24 protein-coding genes are annotated in these 25476 nt (G+C 64.4%); 15 read left to right on the top strand and 9 right to left on the bottom strand.

What is annotated here, in order from left to right:
• Window positions 1–29: 29 nt before the first annotated feature.
• The 8 genes from AC04PH_RS11335 to AC04PH_RS11300 all read left to right on the top strand — a co-directional run bounded on the left by AC04PH_RS11335 (window position 30) and on the right by AC04PH_RS11300 (window position 7963).
• The gene (locus tag AC04PH_RS11335) at window positions 30–1361 is read left to right on the top strand and encodes a vWA domain-containing protein (RefSeq protein ID WP_483065843.1); all 1332 of its coding nucleotides are present in this window, start codon (window positions 30–32) and stop codon (window positions 1359–1361) included.
• Entirely contained in the window at window positions 1358–1831 is a 474-nt protein-coding gene (locus tag AC04PH_RS11330) for a DUF1203 domain-containing protein (RefSeq protein WP_483065842.1), read from the top strand. The genes AC04PH_RS11335 and AC04PH_RS11330 overlap by 4 nt, the downstream gene beginning before the upstream one ends.
• On the top strand, window positions 1824–2765 hold the full coding sequence (locus AC04PH_RS11325) for an XdhC family protein (RefSeq protein WP_483065841.1): 942 nt from the start codon (window positions 1824–1826) through the stop codon (window positions 2763–2765). The genes AC04PH_RS11330 and AC04PH_RS11325 overlap by 8 nt, the downstream gene beginning before the upstream one ends.
• Window positions 2762–3775: a molybdopterin-binding protein gene (locus tag AC04PH_RS11320; RefSeq protein WP_483065840.1), complete on the top strand. Its 1014-nt coding sequence runs from the start codon at window positions 2762–2764 to the stop codon at window positions 3773–3775. Before AC04PH_RS11325 ends, AC04PH_RS11320 begins: the two co-directional genes overlap by 4 nt.
• A 106-nt stretch (window positions 3776–3881) precedes the next feature.
• Window positions 3882–4367, top strand: coding sequence for a (2Fe-2S)-binding protein (locus tag AC04PH_RS11315; protein WP_483065839.1), 486 nt, complete (start codon window positions 3882–3884; stop codon window positions 4365–4367).
• A complete protein-coding gene (locus tag AC04PH_RS11310; protein ID WP_483065838.1) occupies window positions 4364–4723 on the top strand; it encodes a hypothetical protein in 360 nt (119 codons plus the stop codon). Before AC04PH_RS11315 ends, AC04PH_RS11310 begins: the two co-directional genes overlap by 4 nt.
• A 63-nt stretch (window positions 4724–4786) precedes the next feature.
• On the top strand, window positions 4787–7159 hold the full coding sequence (locus AC04PH_RS11305) for a xanthine dehydrogenase family protein molybdopterin-binding subunit (RefSeq protein ID WP_483065837.1): 2373 nt from the start codon (window positions 4787–4789) through the stop codon (window positions 7157–7159).
• 12 nt (window positions 7160–7171) lie between these two features.
• Window positions 7172–7963 (top strand): FAD binding domain-containing protein, encoded by a 792-nt coding sequence (locus tag AC04PH_RS11300; protein ID WP_483065836.1) that lies wholly within the window; start codon window positions 7172–7174, stop codon window positions 7961–7963.
• 227 nt (window positions 7964–8190) lie between these two features.
• Here AC04PH_RS11300 and AC04PH_RS11295 read toward each other — a convergent pair whose 3' ends face one another.
• Complete coding sequence (locus AC04PH_RS11295) at window positions 8191–9330, bottom strand: phytanoyl-CoA dioxygenase family protein (RefSeq protein WP_483065835.1); 1140 nt, start codon at window positions 9328–9330, stop codon at window positions 8191–8193.
• Window positions 9331–9563: 233 nt separating this feature from the next.
• On the bottom strand, window positions 9564–10058 hold the full coding sequence (gene infC / locus AC04PH_RS11290; RefSeq protein WP_483066188.1) for a translation initiation factor IF-3: 495 nt from the start codon (window positions 10056–10058) through the stop codon (window positions 9564–9566).
• 259 nt (window positions 10059–10317) lie between these two features.
• On the opposite strand from infC, the gene AC04PH_RS11285 reads away from it, so the two are divergent.
• Entirely contained in the window at window positions 10318–11298 is a 981-nt protein-coding gene (locus AC04PH_RS11285; protein ID WP_483065834.1) for a hypothetical protein, read from the top strand.
• Window positions 11299–11377: 79 nt separating this feature from the next.
• On the opposite strand, the gene AC04PH_RS11280 is transcribed toward AC04PH_RS11285, so the two are convergent.
• From AC04PH_RS11280 to cysG, 6 genes are all read right to left on the bottom strand, one after another.
• Window positions 11378–12226, bottom strand: a complete 849-nt coding sequence (locus tag AC04PH_RS11280; RefSeq protein WP_483065833.1) for a ferredoxin--NADP reductase — start codon at window positions 12224–12226, stop codon at window positions 11378–11380.
• Window positions 12227–12295: 69 nt separating this feature from the next.
• Complete coding sequence (locus tag AC04PH_RS11275) at window positions 12296–12706, bottom strand: DUF934 domain-containing protein (protein ID WP_483065832.1); 411 nt, start codon at window positions 12704–12706, stop codon at window positions 12296–12298.
• Window positions 12707–12771: 65 nt separating this feature from the next.
• Window positions 12772–13461 (bottom strand): phosphoadenylyl-sulfate reductase, encoded by a 690-nt coding sequence (locus AC04PH_RS11270; protein ID WP_483065831.1) that lies wholly within the window; start codon window positions 13459–13461, stop codon window positions 12772–12774.
• Window positions 13451–15121, bottom strand: coding sequence for a nitrite/sulfite reductase (locus tag AC04PH_RS11265; RefSeq protein WP_483065830.1), 1671 nt, complete (start codon window positions 15119–15121; stop codon window positions 13451–13453). Before AC04PH_RS11265 ends, AC04PH_RS11270 begins: the two co-directional genes overlap by 11 nt.
• Before the next feature lie 4 nt (window positions 15122–15125).
• Window positions 15126–15425, bottom strand: coding sequence for a DUF2849 domain-containing protein (locus AC04PH_RS11260; RefSeq protein ID WP_483065829.1), 300 nt, complete (start codon window positions 15423–15425; stop codon window positions 15126–15128).
• The gene (gene cysG / locus AC04PH_RS11255) at window positions 15422–16819 is read right to left on the bottom strand and encodes a siroheme synthase CysG (protein WP_483065828.1); all 1398 of its coding nucleotides are present in this window, start codon (window positions 16817–16819) and stop codon (window positions 15422–15424) included. The genes AC04PH_RS11260 and cysG overlap by 4 nt, the downstream gene beginning before the upstream one ends.
• Window positions 16820–16959: 140 nt before the next feature.
• Here cysG and AC04PH_RS11250 point away from each other — a divergent pair, with 140 nt between their 5' ends.
• Window positions 16960–17421, top strand: coding sequence for an Lrp/AsnC family transcriptional regulator (locus AC04PH_RS11250; RefSeq protein ID WP_483065827.1), 462 nt, complete (start codon window positions 16960–16962; stop codon window positions 17419–17421).
• 227 nt (window positions 17422–17648) lie between these two features.
• Here AC04PH_RS11250 and AC04PH_RS11245 read toward each other — a convergent pair whose 3' ends face one another.
• Window positions 17649–18812, bottom strand: coding sequence for a cytochrome P450 (locus tag AC04PH_RS11245; RefSeq protein ID WP_483065826.1), 1164 nt, complete (start codon window positions 18810–18812; stop codon window positions 17649–17651).
• Window positions 18813–18873: 61 nt separating this feature from the next.
• Between AC04PH_RS11245 and AC04PH_RS11240 the strand changes: the two genes are divergently transcribed.
• The 5 genes from AC04PH_RS11240 (at window position 18874) to AC04PH_RS11220 (ending at window position 25346) form a co-directional block, all read left to right on the top strand.
• Window positions 18874–20622, top strand: a complete 1749-nt coding sequence (locus AC04PH_RS11240) for a sensor histidine kinase (RefSeq protein ID WP_483065825.1) — start codon at window positions 18874–18876, stop codon at window positions 20620–20622.
• Window positions 20619–21845 carry a sigma-54-dependent transcriptional regulator gene (locus AC04PH_RS11235; protein ID WP_483065824.1) on the top strand — a complete coding sequence of 409 codons (1227 nt, stop codon included), beginning with the start codon at window positions 20619–20621 and terminating at the stop codon, window positions 21843–21845. The genes AC04PH_RS11240 and AC04PH_RS11235 overlap by 4 nt, the downstream gene beginning before the upstream one ends.
• A gap of 229 nt (window positions 21846–22074) precedes the next feature.
• The gene (locus tag AC04PH_RS11230; protein WP_483065823.1) at window positions 22075–23097 is read left to right on the top strand and encodes a DctP family TRAP transporter solute-binding subunit; all 1023 of its coding nucleotides are present in this window, start codon (window positions 22075–22077) and stop codon (window positions 23095–23097) included.
• Between the two features lie 75 nt (window positions 23098–23172).
• The gene (locus AC04PH_RS11225; RefSeq protein WP_483065822.1) at window positions 23173–23859 is read left to right on the top strand and encodes a TRAP transporter small permease; all 687 of its coding nucleotides are present in this window, start codon (window positions 23173–23175) and stop codon (window positions 23857–23859) included.
• 5 nt (window positions 23860–23864) lie between these two features.
• Window positions 23865–25346, top strand: coding sequence for a TRAP transporter large permease (locus AC04PH_RS11220; protein ID WP_483065821.1), 1482 nt, complete (start codon window positions 23865–23867; stop codon window positions 25344–25346).
• Window positions 25347–25476: the final 130 nt, after the last annotated feature.

Raw genomic sequence — 25476 nt, 5'->3', positions numbered from 1 at the left:
GGGGGTGTGAAACCCCCAATCAGCACAGGGTGCTGAAACATCCGGCCCTCGATCTGCCGGACGATCCCAGGCTGGCGGGCAACATCACCCATTTCGCCCGCGCCCTGCGCCGCGCTGGGCTTTCCATCGGGCCGGGACGGGTGATCGACGCGATCGCGGCGGTGCAGGCGGCGGGATTCACCAAACGCGCCGATTTCTACTGGACGCTGCATGCCTGTTTCGTGTCCCGGCCCGAGGACCGGGTGATCTTTGCGCAGATCTTCCGCCTTTACTGGCGCGACCCGCAGTTCATGGAACATATGATGGGGTTTTTGACGCCGATGGTGCGCGGGATGCACGAAGAACGGCTTGCCGCCCCCGCCGAACGCCGCGCGGCGCAAGCGTTGCTGGACGGCAAGGACCATGAGCTTCCCGAACCGGAGGGCGGCGGCGATGAGGTTGAAATCGACATCGACGCGAGCCGGACCGCCAGTACGGAGGAGCGGCTGAAGACGCTGGATTTCGAACAGATGAGCGTTGCGGAGATGGCGCAGGCCAAAGCGATGCTGGCCAAACTGCGCCTGCCGGTAAAGCCCTTGCCGGGACGACGCACGCAAAACCTGCACGGTCCGCTGCCCGACTGGCGCGGTACCATGCGCCGCGCGATGCGCCACGGCGGCGAGATCACCGCACTTGTGACCCGGCGCAGGCGGCCAAACCCGCCCAACCTGATCGTGCTGTGCGATATTTCGGGGTCCATGTCGCAGTATTCCCGCGCGGTGCTGCACTTCGTGCATAGTGTCGCCAACCGGCAGGAGCAGGGCTGGGGTGCGGTGCATGCCTTCACCTTCGGCACCCGGCTGACCAATATCACCCGCCACCTGCGCCAGCGCGACGTGGACGCGGCCCTGGCCGCCGCGGGGGCAGAGGCGCAGGACTGGGAGGGCGGCACGCGGATTGCGGCCTGTCTGGACCGGTTCAATCGCGACTGGGCGCGGCGCGTGATGGGGCCCGGGGCCGTGGTGCTGCTGGTCACCGACGGGCTGGACCGCGATGCGGATGCCGATCTGGGGGCGGTGATGCGCAAGCTGGCGCTGTCGGCGCGGCAGGTGATCTGGCTCAATCCGCTGCTGCGCTGGGACGGCTTTGTGCCGAAGGCGCGCGGCGTGGCGCAGATGCTGCCGCACGTGACGAACTTTCGCGCGGGCCACAATATCGCGTCGCTGGAAGGGCTGGCGCAGGCGCTGTCGGGCGGCGATGATGGCGGGCAGAAAGCGCGCTTCATGGCGTTGCTGGACGGGACGAAGGCGCAGGAAACGGATCGTCTGGGCTGGTCGCTGGCTGGTAAACTGCCGGGGCAACATAAAGGAACTGTGCCATGACACTGACCTATCTGCCCTACGATCAAGCGACCGTCGATGCCCTGCGCGCGGGCGGGCCGGATGCCTATGGCCAGCCAGCCGAACACGCCGTGTCGGACGGCGACGGTAATCCCTGCCGGTCCTGCCTGCACTACATTCCCGCAGGCGCGGAGATGCTCATTTGCGGCGCGCGGCCGTTCCCCGCGCCGCAACCCTATGCCGAAACCGGGCCGATCTTTCTGTGCGCCGAGGCCTGCACACCCTACGCGGGCCGTGGATTGCCGCCGGTTTTGCAAACTTCGCCGGACTTTCTGGTAAAGGCTTATGGTGCGGATGACCGGATCGTCTATGGCACCGGGCGGATCACGCTGTCGGGGGATATCGCGGATTACGCGGCGGACCTGTTGTCGCGCGATGGGATCGCCTATGTCGATATACGCTCTGCCCGCAACAACTGTTTCCAGACGAGGATTGTACCCGCCGATGACTGACCCGCTTGCACTGGCGCTTGACTGGAACGACGCGGGCCGCCGCGTGGCGCTGGCGACCGTGGTGGAGACCTGGGGCTCCGCCCCGCGGCCCACCGGAAGCCATCTGGTGATCGACGCGGACGGCGCGATGGAAGGTTCCGTCTCCGGCGGCTGTGTCGAGGGCGCGGTGATCGTCGAGGCGCAGGAGGCGCTGGGCGACGGCAAGGCCCGGTTGCTGGACTACGGCGTGAGCGATGACGAGGCCTTTGCCGTGGGACTGGCCTGCGGCGGGCGCATCCGGGTGCTGGTGGAGCCGGTCGGCGACGCGCTGCCTGTGGACCTGCTGCGCGATCTGGTCGCGCGACGGCAGGCGAAGGACCCGGTGGCCTATGTCGTGGACTTTGAGGGGGCCGACAGGCGGCTTGAGGGGCAGACGGACCATCCTGACAGGTTCCGCTCCGACAGGTCGGGCGTGGCTGAGGACGGGCGCACCTTCGTTCGCATCTACAACCCACCCCTGCGGATGATCGTGGTGGGAGCCGTGCACATCGCGCAGCATCTGCTGCCGATGGCGCGGGCCTGTGGCTATGACCCGGTGCTGATCGATCCGCGCGGGGCCTTCGGGTCCGAGAGCCGGTTTCCGGGCGAAAGGATCGTCGAGGACTGGCCGGACGAGGCGATGGTCGCACTTGCCCCCGATGCTCGCACGGCCGTGGTCACCTTGACCCACGATCCGAAACTGGACGATCCGGCAATCCGCGCGGCTCTGGACAGTTCCGCGTTCTATATCGGCTGCCTCGGGTCCACCCGCACCCATGCCAAGCGTGTCGCCCGGCTGGGCGGTGACCTGAGCCGCATCCACGCGCCCGTGGGCCTCGACATCGGCGCGAAAAACCCCGCCGAAATCGCGGTCAGCATCATGGCGCAGGTCACAGACGTGCTGCGCCGGGCATGAAGTTCGGGGCCGTGCCACTGGAAGAGGCGCTGGGCGGTATCCTCGCCCACAGCGCCAGCCTGCGCGGCGGTCGGCTGCGCAAGGGCAAGGTGCTGGACCAGGTCGATCTGGACCGGATGGCCGCGGATGGCTGGCAGGACGTCGTGATCGCGCGGCTGGGCCCTGATGATATGGGCGAGGACGCGGCGGCGACGATGCTGGCGCAGGCCCTCGTCGCGCCGTCGGAGGATGGTTTTCGCCTGACGCGGGCCGCGACCGGACGGGTCAACATCTACGCGACGGCACCGGGGCTTGTGCAATTCGGCGCCGCCATGATCCACGCGGTCAACAGCGTCGATCCGATGGTGACGGTGGCGACGTTGCCGCCGCTGCACCGGGTCGCTGCGGGCGATATGGCGGCGACCGTGAAGATCATTTCCTACGGTGTGCCGGAATCCGCTGTCGTGGCGGCATCGCAGGCCGGGCAGGGGGCGCTGACGCTGTCCCGCCCGGCGATCCGTACGGCGACGCTGATCGAAACGGACGGTGGGGCGGCGCTGGGGCTGGAGCCACGCGACAAAGGGCGGAGGGCGACGCAAGAGAGGCTGTCACGACTGGGGGTCGCGCTGTCGGAGCGTGTGGTCGTGCCGCACGACGAGACCGCGCTGGCCCGTGCCATGACCGCGGCGGCGACCGATCTGGTGCTGATCCTGACCGCGTCTGCGACATCGGATGCGCATGACGTCGCACCGGCGGCGCTGCGGCGGGCGGGCGGCACGGTCACGCGCTTCGGAATGCCGGTCGACCCCGGCAATCTGTTGTTTCTGGGCGCGCTGGACGGCAGACCCGTGATCGGCCTGCCCGGTTGCGCGCGGTCCCCCGCACTCAACGGGGCGGATTGGGTGCTGGAGCGGGTGATCTGCGCTATCCCTGTGACTTCGGCGGATATCGCCGAAATGGGTGTCGGCGGGCTGCTCAAGGAAATTCCCACCCGGCCGCGCCCCCGTGCCCTGCGCAACCCGGACGGGTAGCCCGGATCGCCGCCGACCGTGCAGGTGCAGCGACGTTTATGTGTTCTCATATGCAGACTTGCGTGGTTTAGTCGGGCGGACAGCGACGCAAATCTGGGAGGATCACATGCCGCAAGTGACGATGACGGTGAACGGGAAGGAAGTAACCGGTGAGGTCGAGGGCCGCACGCTGCTGGTCGACTTTCTGCGCGGCAACCTGCGCCTGACCGGCACCCATGTGGGCTGCGACACCAGCCAGTGCGGCGCCTGCGTGGTGCATGTGGACGGCGCATCGGTGAAATCCTGCACCATGTTCGCCGCGGAAGCCGAAGGTGCCACGGTAGACACCATCGAAGGACAGGCCAACGCCGACGGATCGCTGAACGTGATCCAGCAGGCGTTTCAGGACCATCACGGGCTGCAATGCGGGTTCTGCACACCGGGCATGGTGATGACGGCGGCGGCCCTGCTCAAGGAAAATCCCAAGCCGTCCGAGGCCGAGGTGCGCAAGTATCTGGAAGGTAATATCTGCCGCTGCACCGGGTATCACAACATCGTCAAGGCGATCATGGCTGCGTCCGGGCAGGATGTATCCGCCATCGCTGCGGAATGATCCGCGCGGCGCTGTTTTCCGGCGCGGCCCTGTGGGGGGCTGCCGCGACGGCCGAAGGATTCTCGATCGAGGATTTCGGCCCCTTCGACAGCCGTGACGCCTGCATGGGCACGATCCAGCGCACTCTCAATACCTATGCCACGCGCCACGGCGTCGCCGACGAAATCGACGTGGGCGTCTGGACGATCATTGCCTGGGACCTTGAACCGGGGCTGATCGACGTCGTGTTCAGCTGCCCCAGCGTCGCGGGCAACATCAATGCTTTCGTGCACGCCTACAACGTTGATGCGGATGGCGACGAGGCCCGGATGACGACAGTGGCCCGACTGCGCGAAATTTTCGAAAAGGGCCGTTGATGGCCATGGGTCGCACCGCCCGGGGAGGGGCGGCGGCCGCATATATCTGGAGGAACCGACCGAATGCCCAAGGATCATGATGGAATTGGCGCCGACACCAAGCGCCGCGAAGACGTCCGCTTTCTCACGGGGCGGGGCAAATACACCGACGATATTCAGATCGCGGGGCAGGTGCATGCCTGTTTCGTGCGCTCCAACGTGGCGCATGGCGAAATCGTGTCGATTGACGCCAGCGCGGCGGAGAAGATGCCGGGTGTGCTGGCCGTCTTTACTGGCGCGGATTTCGCGGAGGTCGGTGGCAATCCCGCCGGCTGGCTGATCAATTCGCGCGATGGCGAACCGATGAAAGAGCCGAAGCGCCCGGTGCTGGCGCATGGCAAGGTGCGTCACGTGGGCGATGCCTATGCCGCGGTCATCGCCGAAACCGCCGAGCAGGCCCGCGACGCAGCAGAGGCGATCGAGGCTGACATCAAGGAACTGCCCGCCATCGTGGATATGGCCGAGGCGCTGAAAGGCGATAGTTTCGTGCACGACGAGATTGAAACGAACCAATGTTTCGACTGGGGCTGGATCGAGGACAATCGGGCCGCGACGGACGAGGCGATCAAGAACGCGCCGCATGTCACGACGCTGGAACTGGTCAACAACCGGCTGGTCCCCAACGCGATGGAACCGCGCGCATCGACCGGCATCTACGATCCCGGCACCGATGAATACAAACTCTACACCACCTCGCAGAACCCGCATCTGACGCGGCTGCTGATCTGCGCCTTCGTCATGGGCATCCCCGAGAACAAGCTGACGGTGATCGCACCCGATGTGGGCGGGGGGTTCGGGTCGAAGATATATCACTACGGCGAAGAGGCGCTGGTGCTGGCCGCCGCCAAGAAGCTGGGCCGCCCGGTGCGCTGGACTGCGACACGCGGCGAGGCGTTCCTGACCGATGCCCATGGTCGCGACCACGTCACGAAGATCGAACTGGCCTGTGAAAGGGATGGCACCTTTATCGCCTTCCGCACGGAAACCATGGCGAACGTCGGTGCGTATTTATCGAACTTTTCGACCGCCACGCCCACGTTTTTGCATGGCACCTTGATGGCGGGCAATTACACCGTGCCGAACGTCTATGTGAACGTGAAGGCTGTGTTCACCAACACGGCACCGGTGGATGCCTATCGTGGGGCGGGGCGGCCCGAGGCGACCTATTCGCTGGAGCGGGTGATCGACAAGGCTGCGCGCGAGCTTGGGGTCGACCCGATGGAGATGCGGCGCAAGAATTTCATCAAGCCCGACCAATACCCCTACGCCAGCGCCGCCGGGCTGGAATACGACACCGGAAACTATGACGCGCTGGTCGACAAGATGGACGAGATCTCCGACGGGGCCGGTTTCGCTGCCCGCCGCAAGGAAAGCGAGGCCAAGGGCCTGCTGCGCGGGCGCGGCGTGAACACCTATATCGAGGCCTGCGGCATCGCGCCATCGAACCTTGTCGGTATCCTCGGCTCTCGCGTCGGGCTTTATGATGCGGCCACCGTGCGGGTGAACGCGACCGGCACACTGTCGGTCATGGTTGGCGCGCACAGCCACGGGCAGGGGCACGAGACGGCCTTTCCGCAGGTCGTGGCCGATATGCTGGGCATCGACGCAAGCTCCATCGACATCGTGCATGGTGATACGTCGAAAATCCCTTTCGGCATGGGGTCTTACGGGTCCCGCTCGCTGGCCGTCTGCGGGTCCGCCGTGGTGCGGGCCACCGAGAAGGTGATCGCCAAGGCCAAGAAGATCGCAGCACACATGCTGGAAGCGGCGGAAGGCGACATCAGCTTCGAAGACGGCAATTTCAGCGTCGCGGGCACCGACAAATCGGTCAGCTTCGGCGAGGTCGCGTTCAAGGCCTACGTGCCGCACGACTTCCCGCTGGAAACGGTGGAACCGGGGCTGGAAGAAACGGCGTTCTACGATCCGGCGAACTTCACCTATCCCTCGGGTGCCTATACCTGCGAGGTGGAGGTCGACCCGGAGACCGGCAAGGTCACCATCGACCGGTTTACCGCCGTCGACGACTTCGGCAACGTCATCAACCCGATGATCGTCACGGGTCAGGTGCACGGCGGTCTGGCACAAGGGATCGGGCAGGCGGTGTTCGAGGAGACGACGTACGACGAGAACGGTCAGCTCACCTCGGCGTCCTACATGGATTACTGCATGCCGCGCGCTGACGATCTGCCCTGTTACACGGTCGACCATTCGTGCGCCACGCCTTGCACCCACAACCCGCTGGGCGTGAAGGGCTGCGGCGAGGCTGGGGCCATCGGATCGCCGCCGACCATCGTGAACGCCGTGATCGACGCGCTGCAATCGGGCGGCAGGAACATCACCCATATCGACATGCCGCTGACGCCGAACCGCGTCTGGCAGGCTATGAACGCAAGCTGAAGGAGACCGCATATGTATGCATTTGAAATCGAGCGGCCGACCACTATCGCCGATGCCGTCGCCGCGCTGAAATCCGAGGACGCGCAGGCGCTGGGCGGCGGGCAGACCCTGATCCCGACGCTGAAGGCGCGGCTCGCGATGCCGTCGTCGCTGGTCAGCCTGACGGCGATCCCCGAGATAAAGGGCGTGTGCAAGACCGACGACGGGGCGGTCTGTATCGGCGGCGGCACCACGCATTACACGGTGATGAAGGAATGCGCCGACAGCTATCCGGGCCTGTCCGAAATGGCGCGCCACATCGGCTGTCCGGCGGTGCGCAACCGCGGCACCATGGGCGGTTCGCTGGCCAACAACGACCCGTCGGCCTGTTACCCGGCGGCGCTTCTCGCCTCAGGCGGAACGGTCGTGACGAATAATCGCGAAATCGCGGCGGATGATTTCTTTCAGGGCATGTTCACGACCGCGCTGGAGGAAGGCGAGATCATCACTGAGGTCCGTTTCCCCGTGCCGGAATGTTCCAACTACCAGAAATTCGTGCAGCCGGCCTCGCGCTTTGCGCTGGTCGGGGTTTTCGTCGCCAAATATGCCGATGGCGTGCGGGTCGGTGTCACCGGGGCGTCAGAGGACGGCGTATTCCGCTGGTCCGAGGCCGAAGAGGCGCTGTCGGGTAATTTCAGCGCCGACGCGCTTGACGGGCTGACCGTGTCCTCCACCAACATGATCGCGGATCTGCACGGCTCTGCCGATTATCGCGCGCATCTGGTGAAGGTGATGACCGGGCGCGCGGTGACCGCAGCGACATAAACCACCGCTATGGAAGGGTTCGCCAGTGGGCGGACCCAGATCGTTCTCGCGGACTGTGCCGGGATCGTGTAAAACTGGCCTACTGACGCAACTGATCATAATCGGCGGTTGCTCGGCCACGAAGACCGTCAGGTGGCGGGCTTTCGACCATCAAGAGCAGATCGTCGGCGTACGGCATCGACCGCCTGAATGCGTCAGCGTACAAAATCCAGTTCCCGCGAGCGGTATCAGGCGCGCTGCCGTCGGGCCTGTGCATCCAGCGCGTCGGAAAACGCCGCCGCCTCCCACCCCTCCGACAAGGCCTGTCGCATCAGATCGGCCTGTGACGGCGGGGCCAGACCGCCGACCGGCGGATCGGTGTCGAGGTTCGTAGGAAAAGAGTATCCTTCGGCGCAGGCGGCAATCGCGGCGGCAGTGTCGGGTGCTGCAAAGTCCGTTATACGCAACACGGGATATAGCGCCTTGCACATCGCCAGCCGGTCCACATTTTCCAGCGCGCGGCCAAATGCGGACGAGACCTGCAACAGGTTCGCCATGCGGTCGATGTCCGTCGTGCGGTTTTCGCCGGCTGCGTGAAACAATGCAGGATTGAAGAACAGGGCGTCGCCTTTTTCCAGCGGCAGTTGGATATGGTGGTCTTCGAAATAGCTTTGAAACGCGGGCAGGCGATAGGCCTGATAACCGGGGCGGTAGAGCTGGGAGAACGGCAAAAGTTTCGTCGGTCCGCTTTCAACTGGCATGTCGCAATGCGCCACTGCACCCTGCAACGTCAGCACTGGCGACAGATCGTGCACATGGGCCGGATAGGCGGCAGAGACGGCGTTCGTCTGAAACCCCAGATGATAGTCACGGTGACAGGTCTGTGCGGCTCCGCCCGGGTAGACCAGATTGATCTGGGCCGTCATTTGATAGTTCGGTCCCAGCCACGCTTCCGATGCGGCTTGCAGGGCGGTGTTGCCAAAGTAGCGGGCGAATACATCAGGGGCCGCCTGACACAGCTTCTGGAGCGCGTTCCAGACACGATCGTTCGTGCCTTTGGAAAAGTGATCGGCCTTACCCGCGCCCTCCGCTTTTTCCCGCGCGATCATATCGGTGTAGATCGCGGTCGCGGCGTCGATGGCGGTATGATCGGTGAAGGCCCGCCTGAGCACGATGGCACCCGCGCCATCGCGCATCACCCGTGCCCATTCCGCCAGCACGGCGGGGCGATCAGTCCCGGTCAGTGTCTCCTGCAAGGCGGGCATGTCGTAGATCGGGACAGCGTGCATCGTCTTCATCGCATGGGGCGTCGCGGTCGGGGCGGTGTTTTCGCACAGCGTGGCGAAAGCCGCCGGATCGCAGGACGATTCGTCGAAATAGGCGGGCATGATATACGAGTCCTTTTTTGGATGGTGCGAGACCTGCGTAGATCACGACAGATGCATACCATTGCACTTTACGCGCGAACGTCCCACAGAAATATCGGCCAGAGCATCGGGGCCAAACGGTTTTGTCCCTGGTCCCGTGTGAGACCGCCTTTTACCGACGTAAAAAAAGCGCCCGATCGCCGGGGCGCTTCTTGTGCTAAAGATGGGGCAATGGCGCCGCTGGCAAAATGGACCTACTTCGAGAGTGGCCCGATCAGCATGACCATTTGACGGCCTTCCATCTTCGGAAAGTTCTCGACCTTGCCGTGTTCCTTGGTGTCCTCGGCCACGCGTTCGAGCAATTCACGGCCCAGCTGCTGGTGCGCCATTTCGCGACCACGGAAGCGCAGGGTGATCTTCACCTTGTCGCCGCCTTCGAGAAACCGGAAGACGTTGCGCATCTTCACGTCATAGTCGTGGCTGTCCGTATTGGGGCGGAACTTCACTTCCTTGATCTCGATGGTCTTTTGCTTCTTGCGGGCCTCGGCCTCTTTCTTCTGGGTCTCGTATTTGAATTTCCCGAAGTCCATGATCTTGCAGACCGGCGGCGAGGCGTTGGGCGAGATTTCAACGAGGTCGAGTCCGGCGTCCTCTGCCATGGCCAGCGCACGTTCGGGCGTCACGACGCCGACGTTTTCGCCGTCCGCCCCGATGAGGCGAATTTCCGCGACCCTGATCCGCTCGTTGATGCGGGGGCCTGTGTCGCGCTGTGGTGGCGCGTTGTGTGGTCTGCGTCCTATGATACTTATCCTTTGATGGTTCAGCAGGGTGTTGGCGCAAGGTAGAGCCGCGACAGGGCGTCTTCAACCCGCAAACGCGCCTGAAAAAGGGGTGAGGCTGGCAATTTTCCCCCCGTGTGGATACTTTTCCTCTGCCGCGCGTTCTGCCATATGACGTGCAAGGCCCGCACCGGGCTGCTGCCTGTCAGGATTTGAAAGGATTATTCCCATGAGAGCACTTATCATTGTCGTTGTCGCCGCGATTCTCGGCTTTTTCGGTTACCAGTGGGCGGTCAACGATCGCGCCCCGGCCGAGGCGGTCGGTGTGCTGACCGGCGCAGCCGAGCAAATGGGCGCTGATGCCGCCGATACCGCCAGCGATGCTGCCGATGCGACGGCGGATGCGGTCGATGACGCCGCCGAAGCCACCGCAGACGCCGCCGCCGACGCGGAAGTGGCGCTCGACGATGCGGCACAGGCCGCCGAGGACGCGGCGTCGGATGCCGCCGCTGCCCTTGACGATGCCGATACGCTCGAAGCCGACAACACCAACGACGCGACGTCCGACGTCGAGTTGAGCGACGATGCGCCGGCGACCGAAGCGGCGGATGCCACGACCGAAGCCGAAGGTCCGTCGGATGAGGAGATTGCCGCGGCTGCCGCCGAGGCGGAAGCCGCCGCTGCGACGGAAGCCGCCGAAGCGGAAGCTGCCGCCGAAGCGGAAGCCGCAGCCGCCGAGGAAGCTGCCGCCGCCGAAGCCGCCGCTGAGGAAGCTGCTGCCGCTGCCGCCGAAGAAGCCGCTGCTGCGGAAGCTGCCGCCGCTGAGGAAGCCGCTGCCGCCGAGGCCGCCGCAGAAGAAGCAGCAGCCGCCGAGACGGCTGCTGCCGAAGAAGCGGCTGCTGCCGCAGCTGAGGAAGCCGCCGCCGCAGAGGCCGCTGCGGAAGAAGCCGCATCTGCCGAAACCGCAGCCGAGGAAGCCGCAGCCGATACCGCCAACGCAGCCGCTGACGCCGGTGCGGAGACGCTGTCACCTGCCGAGCTGCTGACGGCCGAAAACTTCGATGCCGACAAGGTCTTGGCGATGATCGAGGGGTCCGACCTGTCGGCGGTGCAAAAGACAGCACTCGCAACAGCCGTGAATGCCGTCAAGGACAACCCGGCGCTGCTCGATGCGACGCTGACGCGCCTGCGCGAGGCGATGGGTCTCTGATCCTCGTTTGCCGGTGAAAAACAATGGGCCGCGTCAGCAATGACGCGGCCCTTTTCCGTTTCAGGTCGGAAATGAATCGTCAGCCGACGAAGGCTTTTTCGATCACGAATTCGCCCGGTTCCGAATTCGCCCCTTCGCGCAGACCCACCTTTTCCATCAGCGCCTTGATGTCGAGGTTGAACGCGAGCGACCCGCAGACCATCGCGCGGTCGGTGGCCGGGTCAAGCGATGGAACGCCCAGATCGGCGAACAATTCACCGTCTTCGATCAGCGTCGTGATGCGGCCCATCTTCGGGCTCTGCTCGCGGGTCGTTGTGGGGTAATAGCGGATCTTGTTCAGGTTCTCTTCGCCCAACAGTTCGATCATCATTTCGTCGCGCTTGAGATCTTCGATCAGGTCTCGACCATAGGTCAGCTCGTCCACGTCGCGCACGGTGTGGGTGATGATGACCTCGTCATAGTTCTCGTATGTTTCCGGTTCGCGCAGCAGGCTGGCGAAGGGGGCGAAGCCCGTGCCGGTGGCGAAGAAATAGAGCCGCTTGCCGGGCAACAGCGCATCGTGCACCAGCGTGCCGACAGGCTTGGGCCGCAGGATGATTTCGTCGCCGGGCTGGATATGCTGCAGCTTGCTGGTCAACGGGCCGTCGGGCACTTTGATCGAATAGAATTCCAGCTCCTCGTCCCAGGACGGCGATGCGATGGAATAGGCACGCAACAGCGGTTTCTGTTTGCCGGTGTCGGGGTGCGGGTCGCCCATCAGGCCGATCATCACGAACTCGCCCGACCGGAACCGCAGGCTGGCGGGCCGGGTCACCCGAAAGGAAAACAGCCGGTCGGTGTAGTGTTTCACGGATGTCACCACCTGCGCGTCGGGCAGGGTGGGGACGGGTTTGGCGGCGGTCTCGTTCACGGGGCGTTGCTCTGTCATATGTCATGCGGCGACCCTGTTGCGGGCCGCCCTCCATCTAGTCGTTGATCGGTGTGGGGGAAAGGGTGCTTATCCGCGCAGGCGCGCCTGATAGTCATGCGCGCACCAGTCGGCACGGGCCAGCCATTGGTCCTGTGGCTGCCGCGCGGCCAGATCGTCGGAAATCTCGACCTCGTCGAACCCGGACCGCCGCGCCATCGCGTATTGATCGGCGATCACGTGCCCCTTGGCGCGTAGTCGGCCCTTGTATCCCAGCCCACGCAGCCGCGTCGCCAGCGTGAACCCGCGCCCGTCCGCGAAAGACGGAAAATCAATCCGCACCATCGCCACGTTCATCAGCCCGGCCAGTAAGTCGGGGGCTGTGTCTGACTGCAGGTCCACGCCCTGCGGACAGTCGTTCGCAGGCTGCGTTTCCAGATCGCGAAAGCCGCACTCCCAGTCATCGGCCACAAAGCCGGTGTCGTTCACGATGACGCTCATCTTCTGTCCTTTCGCGGGGCATTCAGCATTATCTTGCCAAAAATACTCACCCTTTTGGCGGTCCATTAGAAATGGATGCCACATTCCGTTTTGCCGCTGTTCTCCCAACGCCCGGCACGGGGGTTGCGCACGTCGCTGGTGCGCGTGGTGCAGGGCATGCAGCCGACCGACGGATACCCCTGCGCCACCAGCGGATGCCGGGGCAGGGCGTGGGTGTCCATGTAGGTTGCGATTTCCGCGCGGCCCCATTTGGCCAGCGGGTTCACCTTGATCCGCATCGATCCGTTTTCCTTTTCGAAAAACGGCAGGTCGGCGCGCTGGCCGCCTTGGTATTGCTTGCGCCCTGTCACCCAAGACCCGAACCCCGACAGTGCGCGGTTCAGCGGCACGGTCTTGCGCAGCGCGCAGCAGGCATCGGTATCGGCCAGATGCAGCAGGCCCTCGTTGTCATGCACCAGCACATCCGTCCGGTCGGGCCGGATCACGCGCACGTCGGTCAGGCCCAGCGTTTCAGCCACCTCGACCTGATAGTCGAGCGTCTCAGGGAACAGCATTTCGGTGTCCAGAAAGATCACCGGCACGTCGCGGTTCACCTGCGCCGCCATATGCAGCAGCACGACGCTTTCCGCGCCGAAGGAACTGACGATGGCGGTATCCCCTATGCGCACGTCTTCCAGCGCGTGGGACAGGATCATCTGCGGCGTGCTCTTGCGGTGCAGCAGGTTCTGGCGGTCTGCGATTTCCTTAAGCGGCATTTTTCTCTGCCTTTTCTGGATAAAGGATGTCCTTGAACGGGGCGGCCCCCAGACGACGGTAGGCTTGCAGGAACGTCTCGTCGGCGCTCTCGCGCAGGTCGAGGTAGCCCAGCACCAGCCGCTCGATGGCCGGCACGATATCGTCGGCGCCGAAACCGGGGCCGGCGCGTTCGCCGATGGTCGCGTCCTCGGTCCCGTCGCCGCCCAGCGTGATCTGGTAGTTTTCCACGCCCGCCCGATCAAGGCCCAGGATGCCGATATGCCCGACATGGTGATGCCCGCAGGCGTTGATGCAGCCGGAGATCTTGATCTTCAGCGGACCGACATCGTGTTCCAGCTTCAGCTCGTCAAAGCGTGTGGCGATCTCCTGCGCCACGGGGATGGACCGGGCCGTGGCCAGCGCACAGTAATCCATGCCGGGGCAGGCGATGATGTCGCTGACCAGCCCGATATTCGCCGTGGCAAGATCGGCGTCGCGCAGCGCGGCATAGACGGCGGGCAGGTCAGACTTGTGCACATGCGGGATGATCACGTTCTGCTCGTGGCTGATGCGCAACTCGTCGTGGCCGTAGGTTTCGGCAATCTCGGCCAGCGTGCGCATCTGGTCGGATGTGGCGTCACCCGGCGTCGCCCCGTGCTTCTTGATGCTGACGGACACGATGGCGTAGCCGTCCGCCTTGTGCGCGGTCAGGTTCGTATCGGTCCATGACCGGAACGCGGGGTTGGCAAGGCGCGCGGCCTCGTAGCCGTCCACGCTGCCGGTCTTGAAGGCAGGTGGCGCGAAATGCGTCTGGATTTGCGCCAGCAGGTCCTGATCGAACCCGGTGAAATCCGGCCTGATCTCGGCAAAGCGGGCCTCGACCAGCTCCAGCATCTTGTCCAGCCCGTTTTCGTGCACGGTGATCTTGATGCGCGCCTTGTACTTGTTGTCGCGGCGGCCCAGCAGATTGTAGACGCTGACGATCGCCTCGCAATAGGCCAGCAGGTCGGCGACGGGCAGGAAGTCGCGGATCACCTTGCCCACCATCGGCGTGCGGCCCAGGCCACCGCCGACGATCACCTCGAACCCGGCCTCGCCCGCGTCGTTGCGAACCATGCGCAGCCCGATGTCATGGGCGCGGGTGACGGCCCGGTCGTTGGGGCTGCCGGTCACGGCGATCTTGAACTTTCGCGGCAGGAACTGGAATTCCGGGTGGTCGGTGGACCACTGGCGCAGCAATTCGGCATAGGCGCGCGGATCGGCGATTTCATCCGCCGCGGCCCCGGCGAAATGGTCGGCGGTCACGTTGCGGATCGTATTGCCGGACGTCTGGATCGCGTGCATCCCGACCTCGCCCAATGCATCGAGCATATCGGGCACGTCGGGCAGTTTCGGCCAGTTATACTGGATGTTCTGACGCGTGGTGAAATGGCCATAGCCCTTGTCCCAGCGGTCCGCGATCTCGGCCAGCTTGCGCATCTGCGCGCCGTTCAGCGTGCCGTAGGGGATCGCCACGCGCAACATGTAGGCGTGCAGTTGCAGATAAAGGCCGTTCATCAGGCGCAGCGGCTTGAATTCGTCCTCGGTCAGCGATCCGTCGACGCGGCGTTCCACCTGCGCGCGGAACTGCGCGTTGCGTTCGGCGATGAATGCGGTGTCGAAGTCGTTGTATTTGTACATGATATTAGACCTCTGCCTGCTTGCCGTGGGGGTAGTTGGATGGCCCGCGCGTGCGAAACGCCTCGCGGAAATGCGTGGGCTGCGGGCCGTCGGCGGTGGGTTTCACGTCGGCCAGATAGGCACCTGCGATTTTGTCACGCTGCGATTGTGCCTGCAGCAGCCGCAGGTCGGCGTCCGCCTCGTCGGTCAGGACTTCGGCGTCGGTGATATCGGGCGACCACGTGTCGTTAGCGGTGAACCAGACGGCGTCGCCTTCCAGCAATGCGTTGGCAGTGATGACCTTGGGTGTGAACGGACGGCTCATTGGGCGGCCTCCTTGAATGGCAGGGTGTCGGCGGCGGCCAGCGCGTGACGCGGGGCCAGGCCGTAGAAGGTGATCGCGGGGCCGGTCAGGCGCGCATTGCTCAGCGTCGGTTCCAGTTGCGCCAGCGTTGTCGCAAGGATGCGCTGATCGGTTCGGCTGGCGTTTTCAATCACGGTGACAGGTGTCGCCGGGTCGGCGCCGTGCATCAGCAGACGGCCCTGGATGAAGCGTGCGGTTTTCTTGCCCATGTAGATCGCGGCGACCTCATCGGGTGCGGCCAGCGCGCGCCAGTCGTGCTCGGCGAAGCCGCGCGTGTCATGCCCGGTGATATAGCGGATGGCAGAGTTGCGACCGCGTTTGGTGAGCGACTGGCCAATCCCCGCCACGGCGGCGGATGCGGCGGTGATGCCCGGCACGATGCGCCAGGACACGCCTGCGGCGTCGCAGGCCTCGATTTCCTCGTCCAAGCGACCAAAGACGGTTGGATCGCCTGCTTTCAGGCGCACCACGTGCAGGCCGCGTCGTGCATGTTCCACGATCAGCGCGTCGATGTCCGTCTGCGCCATGGACGCACCGAAGCCTTCCTTGCCCGCGTCGATGATTGTCGCTTCGCGGCGGGCGAGTTCGAGGATTTCGGGCGTAACAAGACGATCGTGAATCACCACGTCGGCCTTGTCGAGCGCGTTGCGGGCCTTGAGCGTCAGAAGCTCCGGGTCGCCGGGGCCGGCACCGACCAGATCGACATGGCCTGCCTTGTCGTTGGCCATGATGTGATCGTCCAGCAGGGTTTCGAGCGTGGGGATCACCGCATCTTCGCCCGCTTCGGCGGCCTTGGGGCCTGCGTTGAAATAGAAATCAGACCAATAGGCACGGCGTTTCGCGCCCATCGGCAGCACGTCGACTGCATGGCGGAAGGTCTTGCCGATGCGCGCCAGCAGACCCAATGAGGCGGGCAGGGCGGCCTCGACATCGGCCTTGATCTTGCGGGCCAGCACGGGAGCGGCACCCTCGGTTCCGATGGCCACGACGACCGGATCACGGTCCACGATGGCGGGGGTGATAAACTGGCTGTCATGCAGGTTATCGACGATATTGACCAGCGCGCCCTCGGCGTTTGCGATGGCGGCGGTGCGGGCGTCTTCCTCTGCGTCCTCGTTGGCGGCGTAGAACAGCGCGGCACAGATCGCATCGCCGGTGTCCATGGCGCGCGGGAGCAGCGTCAGCTTGCCCGCATCGGCCCAGCGGTGGATCTCGGGGGCCGCGTCTTCGGCGAGCACGGTGATGCGCGCTTCAGTTTTCATCAGCAGGCGCAGCTTTGCCAGTGCCGCATCGCCACCACCCGACACGACGATCCGGCGACCGGCGACGGCAAGGAAGATGGGAAAGTGTTGCATGGCGCACCTCGGGGCTGTTCGTTACGCCAAGACATAGAACTTTATTCTGGATCATGCGATATATCGGCGCTACTTAAGGACATTCGTTCCAGTTGCGGGCGAATTTGGACGCTCTGTTTGGCAATGACGGGAAAAATGGAATGAACGTGCGGATCGACGACACCGACCGGAAAATCCTTTCGGAACTGCAGCGCGATGCCGCGCAATCGCTGGACGAAATCGCCAAAAATGTAGGCAGTTCGAAGACGCCGGTGTGGAATCGCGTCCGCAAGATGAAGGACGCGGGCATCATCGGGCAGCACACGGTGATGCTGGATGCCGAGGCGCTTGGGTTCGAGGCCTGCTTTTTCGTGCTGATCCGCACGTCCGAGCATGAAGCTGACTGGCAGAAGCGGTTTCTGGCGGCATTGAAGGCGCGCCCCGAGGTGCAGGAGGCGCACCGGCTGGCGGGCGATATCGATTATATCCTGAAAGTGCGGGTCAAGAACGCCCGCGCCTACGACGCCTTCTATCAGGCGCTGATTTCAGAGGTGCGGGTGCATAACGTCACAGCGCTCTTGTCGATGGAAGAGATCAAATCCACCGTCGCCCTGCCGTTGTGATGGCTTGATCCAAAGGAGCGCTACCGCGCGTTTCTTTTCAGAAGCGGGTGGAGAGGCGACGCATCTCGGATAGGATGTGAGCCTGGATCGTTTGGCCCCTTCTGCTGAGAGGCGGTTTATGGGCAGGTCTGCCATAAATGCGCCATCACAAGGGTGCTGTGGCGATTCTGCAAAGCCTCAAGGACGAGCCGCTGCGCGGTGCTGCGCATCCTTGACCCTTTGCAGAATCACCGGGTGACCATGAGGCGTTCTAACCCGTGGAAATGAAAGACGTCGGCGTAGCGGGGCGTTTCGGTCAGCGCGAGGTTCGGGCAGCGGGCGAAGAGAGTTTGCAGCGCGATCTTCACCTCCAGCCGGGCCAGCGGCGCGCCGACGCAGAAGTGGATGCCGCCGCCGAAGCTGGTGTTTTGCCGCGCTTTCCGCGCCGGATCGAACGTCGCGGGGGCGGGAAAGGCTGCCGGATCACGGTTCGCAGCCCCCAGCAGGCACCCGATCTGATCGCCGCGTTGCAGGGTGACGCCGCCGATCTCGACATCCTCATAGACCCAGCGGGTGAACATATGCAGCGGCGGGTCGTGGCGGAACACTTCCTCGATGCCTGTGTCGTCGAACATGCGGTGGCCGGTGTCCAGCAGCGTCTTGATGCCGTTGCCCAGCGTATGCACCGTCGCCTCGTGGCCGGCGTTCAGCAGCAGGATGCAGGTGGTGATCAACTCTTCTGTCGTCAGCTTTTCGCCGTCCTCTTCCGCCGCGATCAGGGTCGAGATCAGATCGTCGCGGGGCGCTTTGCGCTTTTCGGCGATGTAGTCGGTCAGGAAATTGCTGAATTCCAGCGTCGCCGCCACCGCCGCTGCCTCGATCTGCGGCGTGCGGCTTGCCTGATACATCGCGACCATCGCGTTCGACCAACGCAGCAGGTCGTCCGACGCATCCTCCGGCACGCCCAGCAGGCGGGCGATGATGCGCACGGGCACCGGCTGCGCATAGGCCGCGAGCAGGTCGAACGGGCCGTCCGGGAAGCGGTCGATCAGGTCGTGGCACAGGTTTTCGATCTCGGGTGCCAGTTCCGCGATCCGGCGGCTGGTGAAGGCGCGCAGCACCAGTCCGCGCAGGCGGGTGTGGCGCGGCGGTTCCAGTTCCAGCATCGAATGCGCCTCGACCGCGTAGAACGGGGCGAGGGCCGGGGGGATGGCGGGCGCACATTCCGGCGGGGCCTCGCGCCCCATGCGGCGGTCTTTCAACGCCGCGCGCACCGCGTCGTAGGAGACCGCGCAGGCTATGCCGTAGTCGTCCCACCAGAAGACCTCTGCCTGCGCGCGGGCGCGGTCGTAGAAAGGGTAGGGGTCCTGCACGAAAGCCGGATCGGTCGGGGACTGGGACAATCTGATCATGCCCGGTGTTTTGGCCGGTGGCGCTGGTCAAGGCAAGCGCGCCTGCGCTATGACGGCACCCATGTCGCCCGCATCCCCGCGTTTCCTTGCCGTCGTCGCCGCCTTTCTGGTGGCGGTCGCGGGGTTTTCTGCTGCCGTGTGGTGGGCGGGTTACGGTGCGGCGCTCGATGCGCTGGAGCGCCGAGCGCGCAGCGATCTTGCCCTGGCCGCGGACCGGCTGACGGGAGAGCTGGAACAGTTTCGCGCGCTGGCCGTGCTGACGGCGGATCATCCGGCGATCCTGCCCGCTCTTGCGCGCGGTGTGCCGGATCGGGAGATGCAGGCACTGTTGCGCGGGATCGCAGACAAATCCGGGGCGTTCGATATCCTGCTGGCCCGGACCGATGGCGCTGTCATCGCCGCCACCTACCCGGAGGCTTTCGGCACCCTTGCGGCCGAGCCGTTTTTTCAACGTGCGCTCGACGGGGCGATGGGGGCTGCGCACCAGCAGAACCAGGCCTATGGGCGACGTGCGTTCCAGTTCGCGGCGCCTGTCTTTTCCGGAGTGGGGCCGGTGGCGGGTGTGCTGATCGTCGCGGTCGATATCGAGGCGCTTGAGGCCGCCTGGCGTGGGGATCGCCCGGCGGTGTTCTTTACCGATGCCGAGGGGCTGATTTTCGTCTCCAACCGGTCGGAGCTGCTGCTCCGGCAGCGGTATGATACGACCCAGAGTTTTCTGCCCTATGCATCGCATGCGGTTCGCGGCCACGATATCTGGCGGATCGACGGCGAACGCTATCTGCCGGATCGCGCGCTGCATCTGACGCTCGATCTGCCGGTGATCGAAATGACCGGGGAAATCCTGCTCGACGTGGCCCCGGCGCGCAGGACGGCGTTCCTGCAGGCTGCGGTGGCGGCAGCGCTGTGTCTGGCGTTCGGTGCGCTGCTGTCGCTGGCGACCGCCCGCAGGCGCGCCCTGGCCCAGGCCAATCAGGTGCTGGAGCGCCGGGTGGCGCAGCGGACGCAGGCGCTCGAGGTGATGAACACCGACCTGCAGCACGAGGTCGCGGAGCGCAGCGACGCCGAGCGGCGGCTGAAGCAGGCACAGGCCGAACTGGTGCAGGCCGGCAAGTTGAGCGCGCTAGGGCAGATGTCGGCGGGCATCAGCCACGAATTGAACCAGCCGCTGATGGCGATCCGGTCCTACGCCGAGAACGCGCAAGGCTATCTTTCGCAGGATCAGCCCGAGGTGGCGGCGCAGAACCTGGGGCGGATATCCGAACTGGCGCGGCGGATGGGGCGGATCATCCAGAACCTGCGCGCCTTTGCCCGGCAGGAAAGCGCGCCGATACGCCCGGTCGATCTGACGGCTGTCGTGGCGGCGGCGGTCGAGACCGTGTCGCCCAAGGTCGCGCAGACCGGAACGGTCCTGCACTGGACGCCGCCAGCGGATCCGGTGCGCGTGATGGGCGGAGAGGTGCGCCTGCAGCAGGTCATCGTCAACCTGCTGTCCAATGCCATGGATGCGATGGCGCGGCAGGACCGGCGCGAGGTCACCATCGCCGTGGCCCGGACCGCGGCAAAGGCGCAGCTGACCGTCACCGACACCGGCCCCGGGATCGACGCGCCCGAAAAGATATTCGAGCCGTTCTACACCACCAAGCAGGTGGGCGAGGACGACGGCATGGGGTTGGGGCTGTCGATCTCCTACGGGCTTGTGCAGAGTTTCGGCGGCGCGATCCGCGGGCGCAATCTTGACGGGGGCGGGGCGGCCTTTACGGTCGAGCTTGATCTGGCGCCGCCGGATGCCACGCAGGATGGGGCGACATGACGAAACAGGTTTTGCTGGTCGATGACGACCGCGATATCCGCGATGCGCTGGCACAGACCATGACCCTTGCCGGGCTGGAGCCACGGCTGGCCGGGTCTTTTGTCGCGGCCAAGGACCTGATCACCCCGGCCTTCGATGGCGTCGTGGTGACCGATGTGCGGATGCCGGGCCGTGACGGTTTCTTTCTGCTGGATCACGTGCGGCAGGCCGACCGCGACCTGCCCGTGATCCTGCTCACCGGCGAGGCAGATGTGCCGATGGCCGTGCGGGCGATGGCGGCGGGGGCCTTCGATTTTCTGGAAAAGCCCTGCGCGCCGCAGGATTTCCTGTCCGTGATCGAACGCGCGCTGGCCGCGCGGGCGCAGGTGCTCGACGCGCGCCGCCGCAAGATCGCGCTCGACAGTGGCGACGCGGCGGCGCGGATGCTGTTCGGCAATTCGGCCAAGGCGGAGGCCCTGCGCGCCGGCGTCCGCAGCGTGGCGCGCGTCGGTGGCGAGGTTCTGGTGACGGGCGAGCCGGGGTCCGGCACCGCGAAAGTGGCCGAGGTGATCCACCTGCTGTCTGCCGCCGCGCGGCACCCCTTTGCGAAACGGGCGGGCGCGGCGCTCGATCACGGGGCGGTGCAGGCGGCGCTGGCCGCCGCAGGGGACGGCACGCTTTATATCGACGAGGTGGGCGCGATGCCGCCGTCAGGTCAGTATGCGCTGCTGGAACGGCTTGAGGGCGGCGGCGGACCGCGTGTCATCGCCGCCACGACCCGCGATCTTGAAGCCTGCGTGCGCAGCGGGGCGTTTCAGGGCGATCTGTTCTACCGGCTCGATGTCTTGCGCGTGCACATCCCGGCCCTGCGTGACCGGCCCGAAGATATTCCGGTCATCTTTCGACGCTATGTCGCGCAGGCCTGCGAACAGGCCAACCTGCTGCTGCCCGACGTGCCCGACCATACCATGACACGGCTCATGGCACAGGACTGGCCGGGCAATGCGCGCGCTTTGATGAATACGGCGATGCGTTTCGTGATGGGGCTGCATCAGGTCGATGCGGCGGCGGGTCTTGGTCTGGCCGAACAGATGGCGCAGATGGAACGGGGCCTGCTGATCAGTGCGCTGGAACGTCATCAGGGGCGGGTCACGGATGTGGTCGCCGACCTGCAGCTGCCCCGCAAGACCTTCTACGACAAACTGACGAAGCACGGCTTGCGGGCCGAGGATTACCGCGCCTGACCAACTGTGCGGATTTTCGCACAGGTTGCGGTAACGGCTGTGTGATTTTCCGCCCGTGCTGAAAGGCCTGCACAGTCTGTCTATAGAAACTGTCTGCCTAATGCTTTGATAGGCTTACATAAATTATCACGCGGTTTCCAGTCAAACTGTCCGTTTGCCGCAGGTGGCACGGCATGATTTACTCTACGTAGCTCAAGACAGAGCCTATTCTTGTCTCAGGGAGGGACCCATGAAATTCTTGAAAGCCGCCGCACTGGCAGCCGCTGCATCCGTTGCCGCAAACTCCGCATCCGCCGATGCCCATTCCGGCCCGGCCGGCTGCGACGAAGGCGAAATCGTCGTCAAGTTCAGCCACGTCACCAATACCGACCGTCACCCAAAGGGTATCGCTGCCCAGTTGCTGATGGAGCGCGTGAACGCCGAGATGGACGGCACCATGTGCATGGAGGTCTTCCCGAACTCCACGCTCTACACCGACGAGCAGGTTCTGGAAGCGATGCTGCGCGGCGACGTGCAGATGGCCGCACCGTCACTGTCGCTTTTTGAATCGATCACCAAAGCCTACCGCCTGTTCGACCTGCCATTCATGTTCACCAACATCGAGGCCGTCGACGCGTTTCAGGCCTCCGAGACCGGCCAGAACATGCTGGACGCCATGCAGCGCCGCGGCGTGCAGGGTCTGGCCTACTGGCACAACGGCATGAAGCAGATTTCGGCCAACGTACCGCTGATGGAGCCGACGGATGCCAACGGCCTGAAGTTCCGCGTGCAACCGTCCGAAGTGCTTGTCGCACAGATGGAGGCGCTTGGTGCGTCGCCACAGCCGATGGCGTTTTCCGAAGTCTACGGCGCGCTGCAGACCGGCGTCGTGGACGGGCAGGAGAACACATGGTCCAACATCTATGGCCAGAAGTTCTTTGAAGTGCAGGACGGGATCACAGAGTCCAACCACGGCATCATCGACTATATGGTCGTGTCCTCGGTAGACTTCCTCGACAGCCTTGACGCCGATGTACGCGACCAGCTGCTGAGCATCGTCGACGAGGTGACCGAGACCCGCAACACCGAATCCAGCCGCGTGAACGCAGAAGCGCGTCAGGCGATCATCGACGCCGGCGGCGAAGTGCGCCAGCTGACGCCGGAACAGCGTGCCGCATGGGTCGAAGCGATGAAACCCGTCTGGGAGCAGTTCGCCGACGAAGTCGGTCAGGAGAACATCGACGCGGCCCAGGCAATCAACGACAGCCTCTAGGCCACGTCTGAAAGGATACTTTGGCCCGGCCCGTCGGTCGGGCCAAAGTCACATATACCTGCGGGGGAGGGTGCCATGAGTGCCGGGTATAAATACGAGCCGCAAGGCGGCTTTGCGCGTTTCATCCATGCTTTCGAAGAAAATGCCATCGCACTGGCCCTTGGCCTGATGACGGGGCTCACGTTCGTGAACGTCATCCTGCGCTACGCTTTCAACTCCAGCATCATCTGGTCGCTGGAAGTGGTGCTGGTGCTTTTTGCCTGGCTGGTGCTGTTCGGTATCGCCTACGGGTTCAAGATCACCGCCCACCTTGGCGTGGATGCGCTGGTCAACGTGCTGCCCGCACGGGGCAAACGTATCATGGCGGTGGCGGCCGGTATCCTTACGCTCTTCTATGCGCTGCTGCTGTTCAAGGGGGCCTGGGATTACTGGGCACCGTTCGCAGAATTGCCGCCCACAACCGGTCGCTGGTTCCCCACCGGGTTCAACTGGGATGCGCGCGGCACATCGTATTTCGAGACCGACCAGATTCCGATGCTGTCGTGGCTGCGCTGGCTCGAGGATGCGATCAACTACGGCGACCGCTATGCCAAAATGCCGCGTGTGGTGCCCTACGTCATCCTGCCGATCGCCACGGCGCTGATCCTGTTGCGGGTCGTGCAGGCGTTTGCGCGTGTGCTGCGCGGCACGCAGGATTCGCTCATCGTCTCTCACGAAGCTGAAGAGGCGGTCGAAGAAGCTGCCGCCCTGAACAAAGAGTAATCGCCATGGATGTCATTCTTCTGTTTTCGATGATCATCGGCATGCTGCTGATCGGCGTGCCGATCGCGGTGTCGCTGGGCCTGTCTTCGATCATCTTCCTGCTCGCGTTTTCCGACACGTCGCTCGGTTCGGTCGCGCAGTCGCTTTATCAGGCCATGGCCGGACACTACACGCTGCTGGCGATCCCGTTCTTCGTGCTGGCCTCCAGCTTCATGTCGACGGGCGGTGTGGCCAAGCGGATCATTCGTTTCGCCATCGCCTGCGTGGGTCACCTGCAGGGCGGGCTGGCGATTGCGGGCGTGTTCGCCTGCATGATGTTCGCGGCCCTTTCGGGGTCGTCCCCCGCCACGGTGGTCGCCATCGGCTCCATCGTGATCGCGGCGATGACGCAGGTCGGCTATACCAAGGAATTCGCCGCCGGCGTGATCTGCAACGCGGGCACGCTCGGCATCCTGATCCCGCCGTCCATCGTGATGGTGGTCTATGCCTCCGCCACCGACGTGTCGGTCGGCCGCATGTTCCTGGCGGGCGTGATCCCCGGTCTGCTGGCCGGTCTGATGCTGATGGTGACGATCTATGTCATCGCACGGGTCAAGAACATGCCCAAGGGCGACTGGCTCGGCTGGGGCGAGATTTTCGACAGTTTCCGCGATGCGCTCTGGGGCCTCCTGCTGATCGTGATCATCATGGGCGGTATCTATGGCCACCCCTGGGTGCGGTTCGAGGAAGGGCTGAGCCTGATCTACTGGAAGGGCGGGGCCTTCACCCCGACCGAGGCCGCCGCCGTCGCTGCCGTCTATGCCTATATCGTCGCGACCTTCATCTACCGCGATATGGGGCCGCTGGCCGCACGCGACCTGTCGGATGCCGAAATCTCGGTCCGCAGCATCAACGCGGCCTATGCAGGAACGACCGACAGACGCTCCAGCCTGCTGCGCAAGCCCTGGACGATCGTCACGGCGCTCTGGCACGAAGACACGCGGCGCACGCTGTTCGAGGGCGGCAAGCTGACGATCACGCTGATGTTCATCATCGCCAACGCGCTGATCCTCAAGCACGTGCTGACCGACGAACAGATCCCCCAGCATATCGCAGAGGCGATGCTGGCCGCAGGCCTCGGGCCGGTGATGTTCCTGATCGTCGTGAACGTGATTCTGCTGATCGGCGGGCAGTTCATGGAACCCTCGGGCCTGATCGTGATCGTGGCACCGCTGGTCTTTCCCATCGCGATCGAGCTGGGCATCGACCCGATCCATCTGGGCATCATCATGGTGGTGAACATGGAAATCGGGATGATCACGCCGCCGGTTGGGCTGAACTTGTTCGTGACCTCCGGGGTTGCGGGGATGCCGATGATGAGCGTGGTGAAAGCTGCGCTGCCGTTCCTTGCGGTGCTTTTCGTCTTCCTGATCATGATCACCTATATTCCGATCATCTCCACCTTCCTGCCCACGACGTTCATGGGACCGGAGATCATCACGAACTAGCCTTGATCCAAAGGGGCGCTACCGCGCGTTCCTGATATTGAAAACGGCAGAGGCGACGCATCATTGATGGTGCGTCGCCTTCGTCGTTTTGTGGGATGCCTCCGGCGGGAATATTTTTTGGCAAAGTGAT

The organism is Yoonia sp. KMU-150, from assembly GCF_056858355.1.
This window is presented reverse-complemented; position numbering and strand designations above follow the sequence as displayed.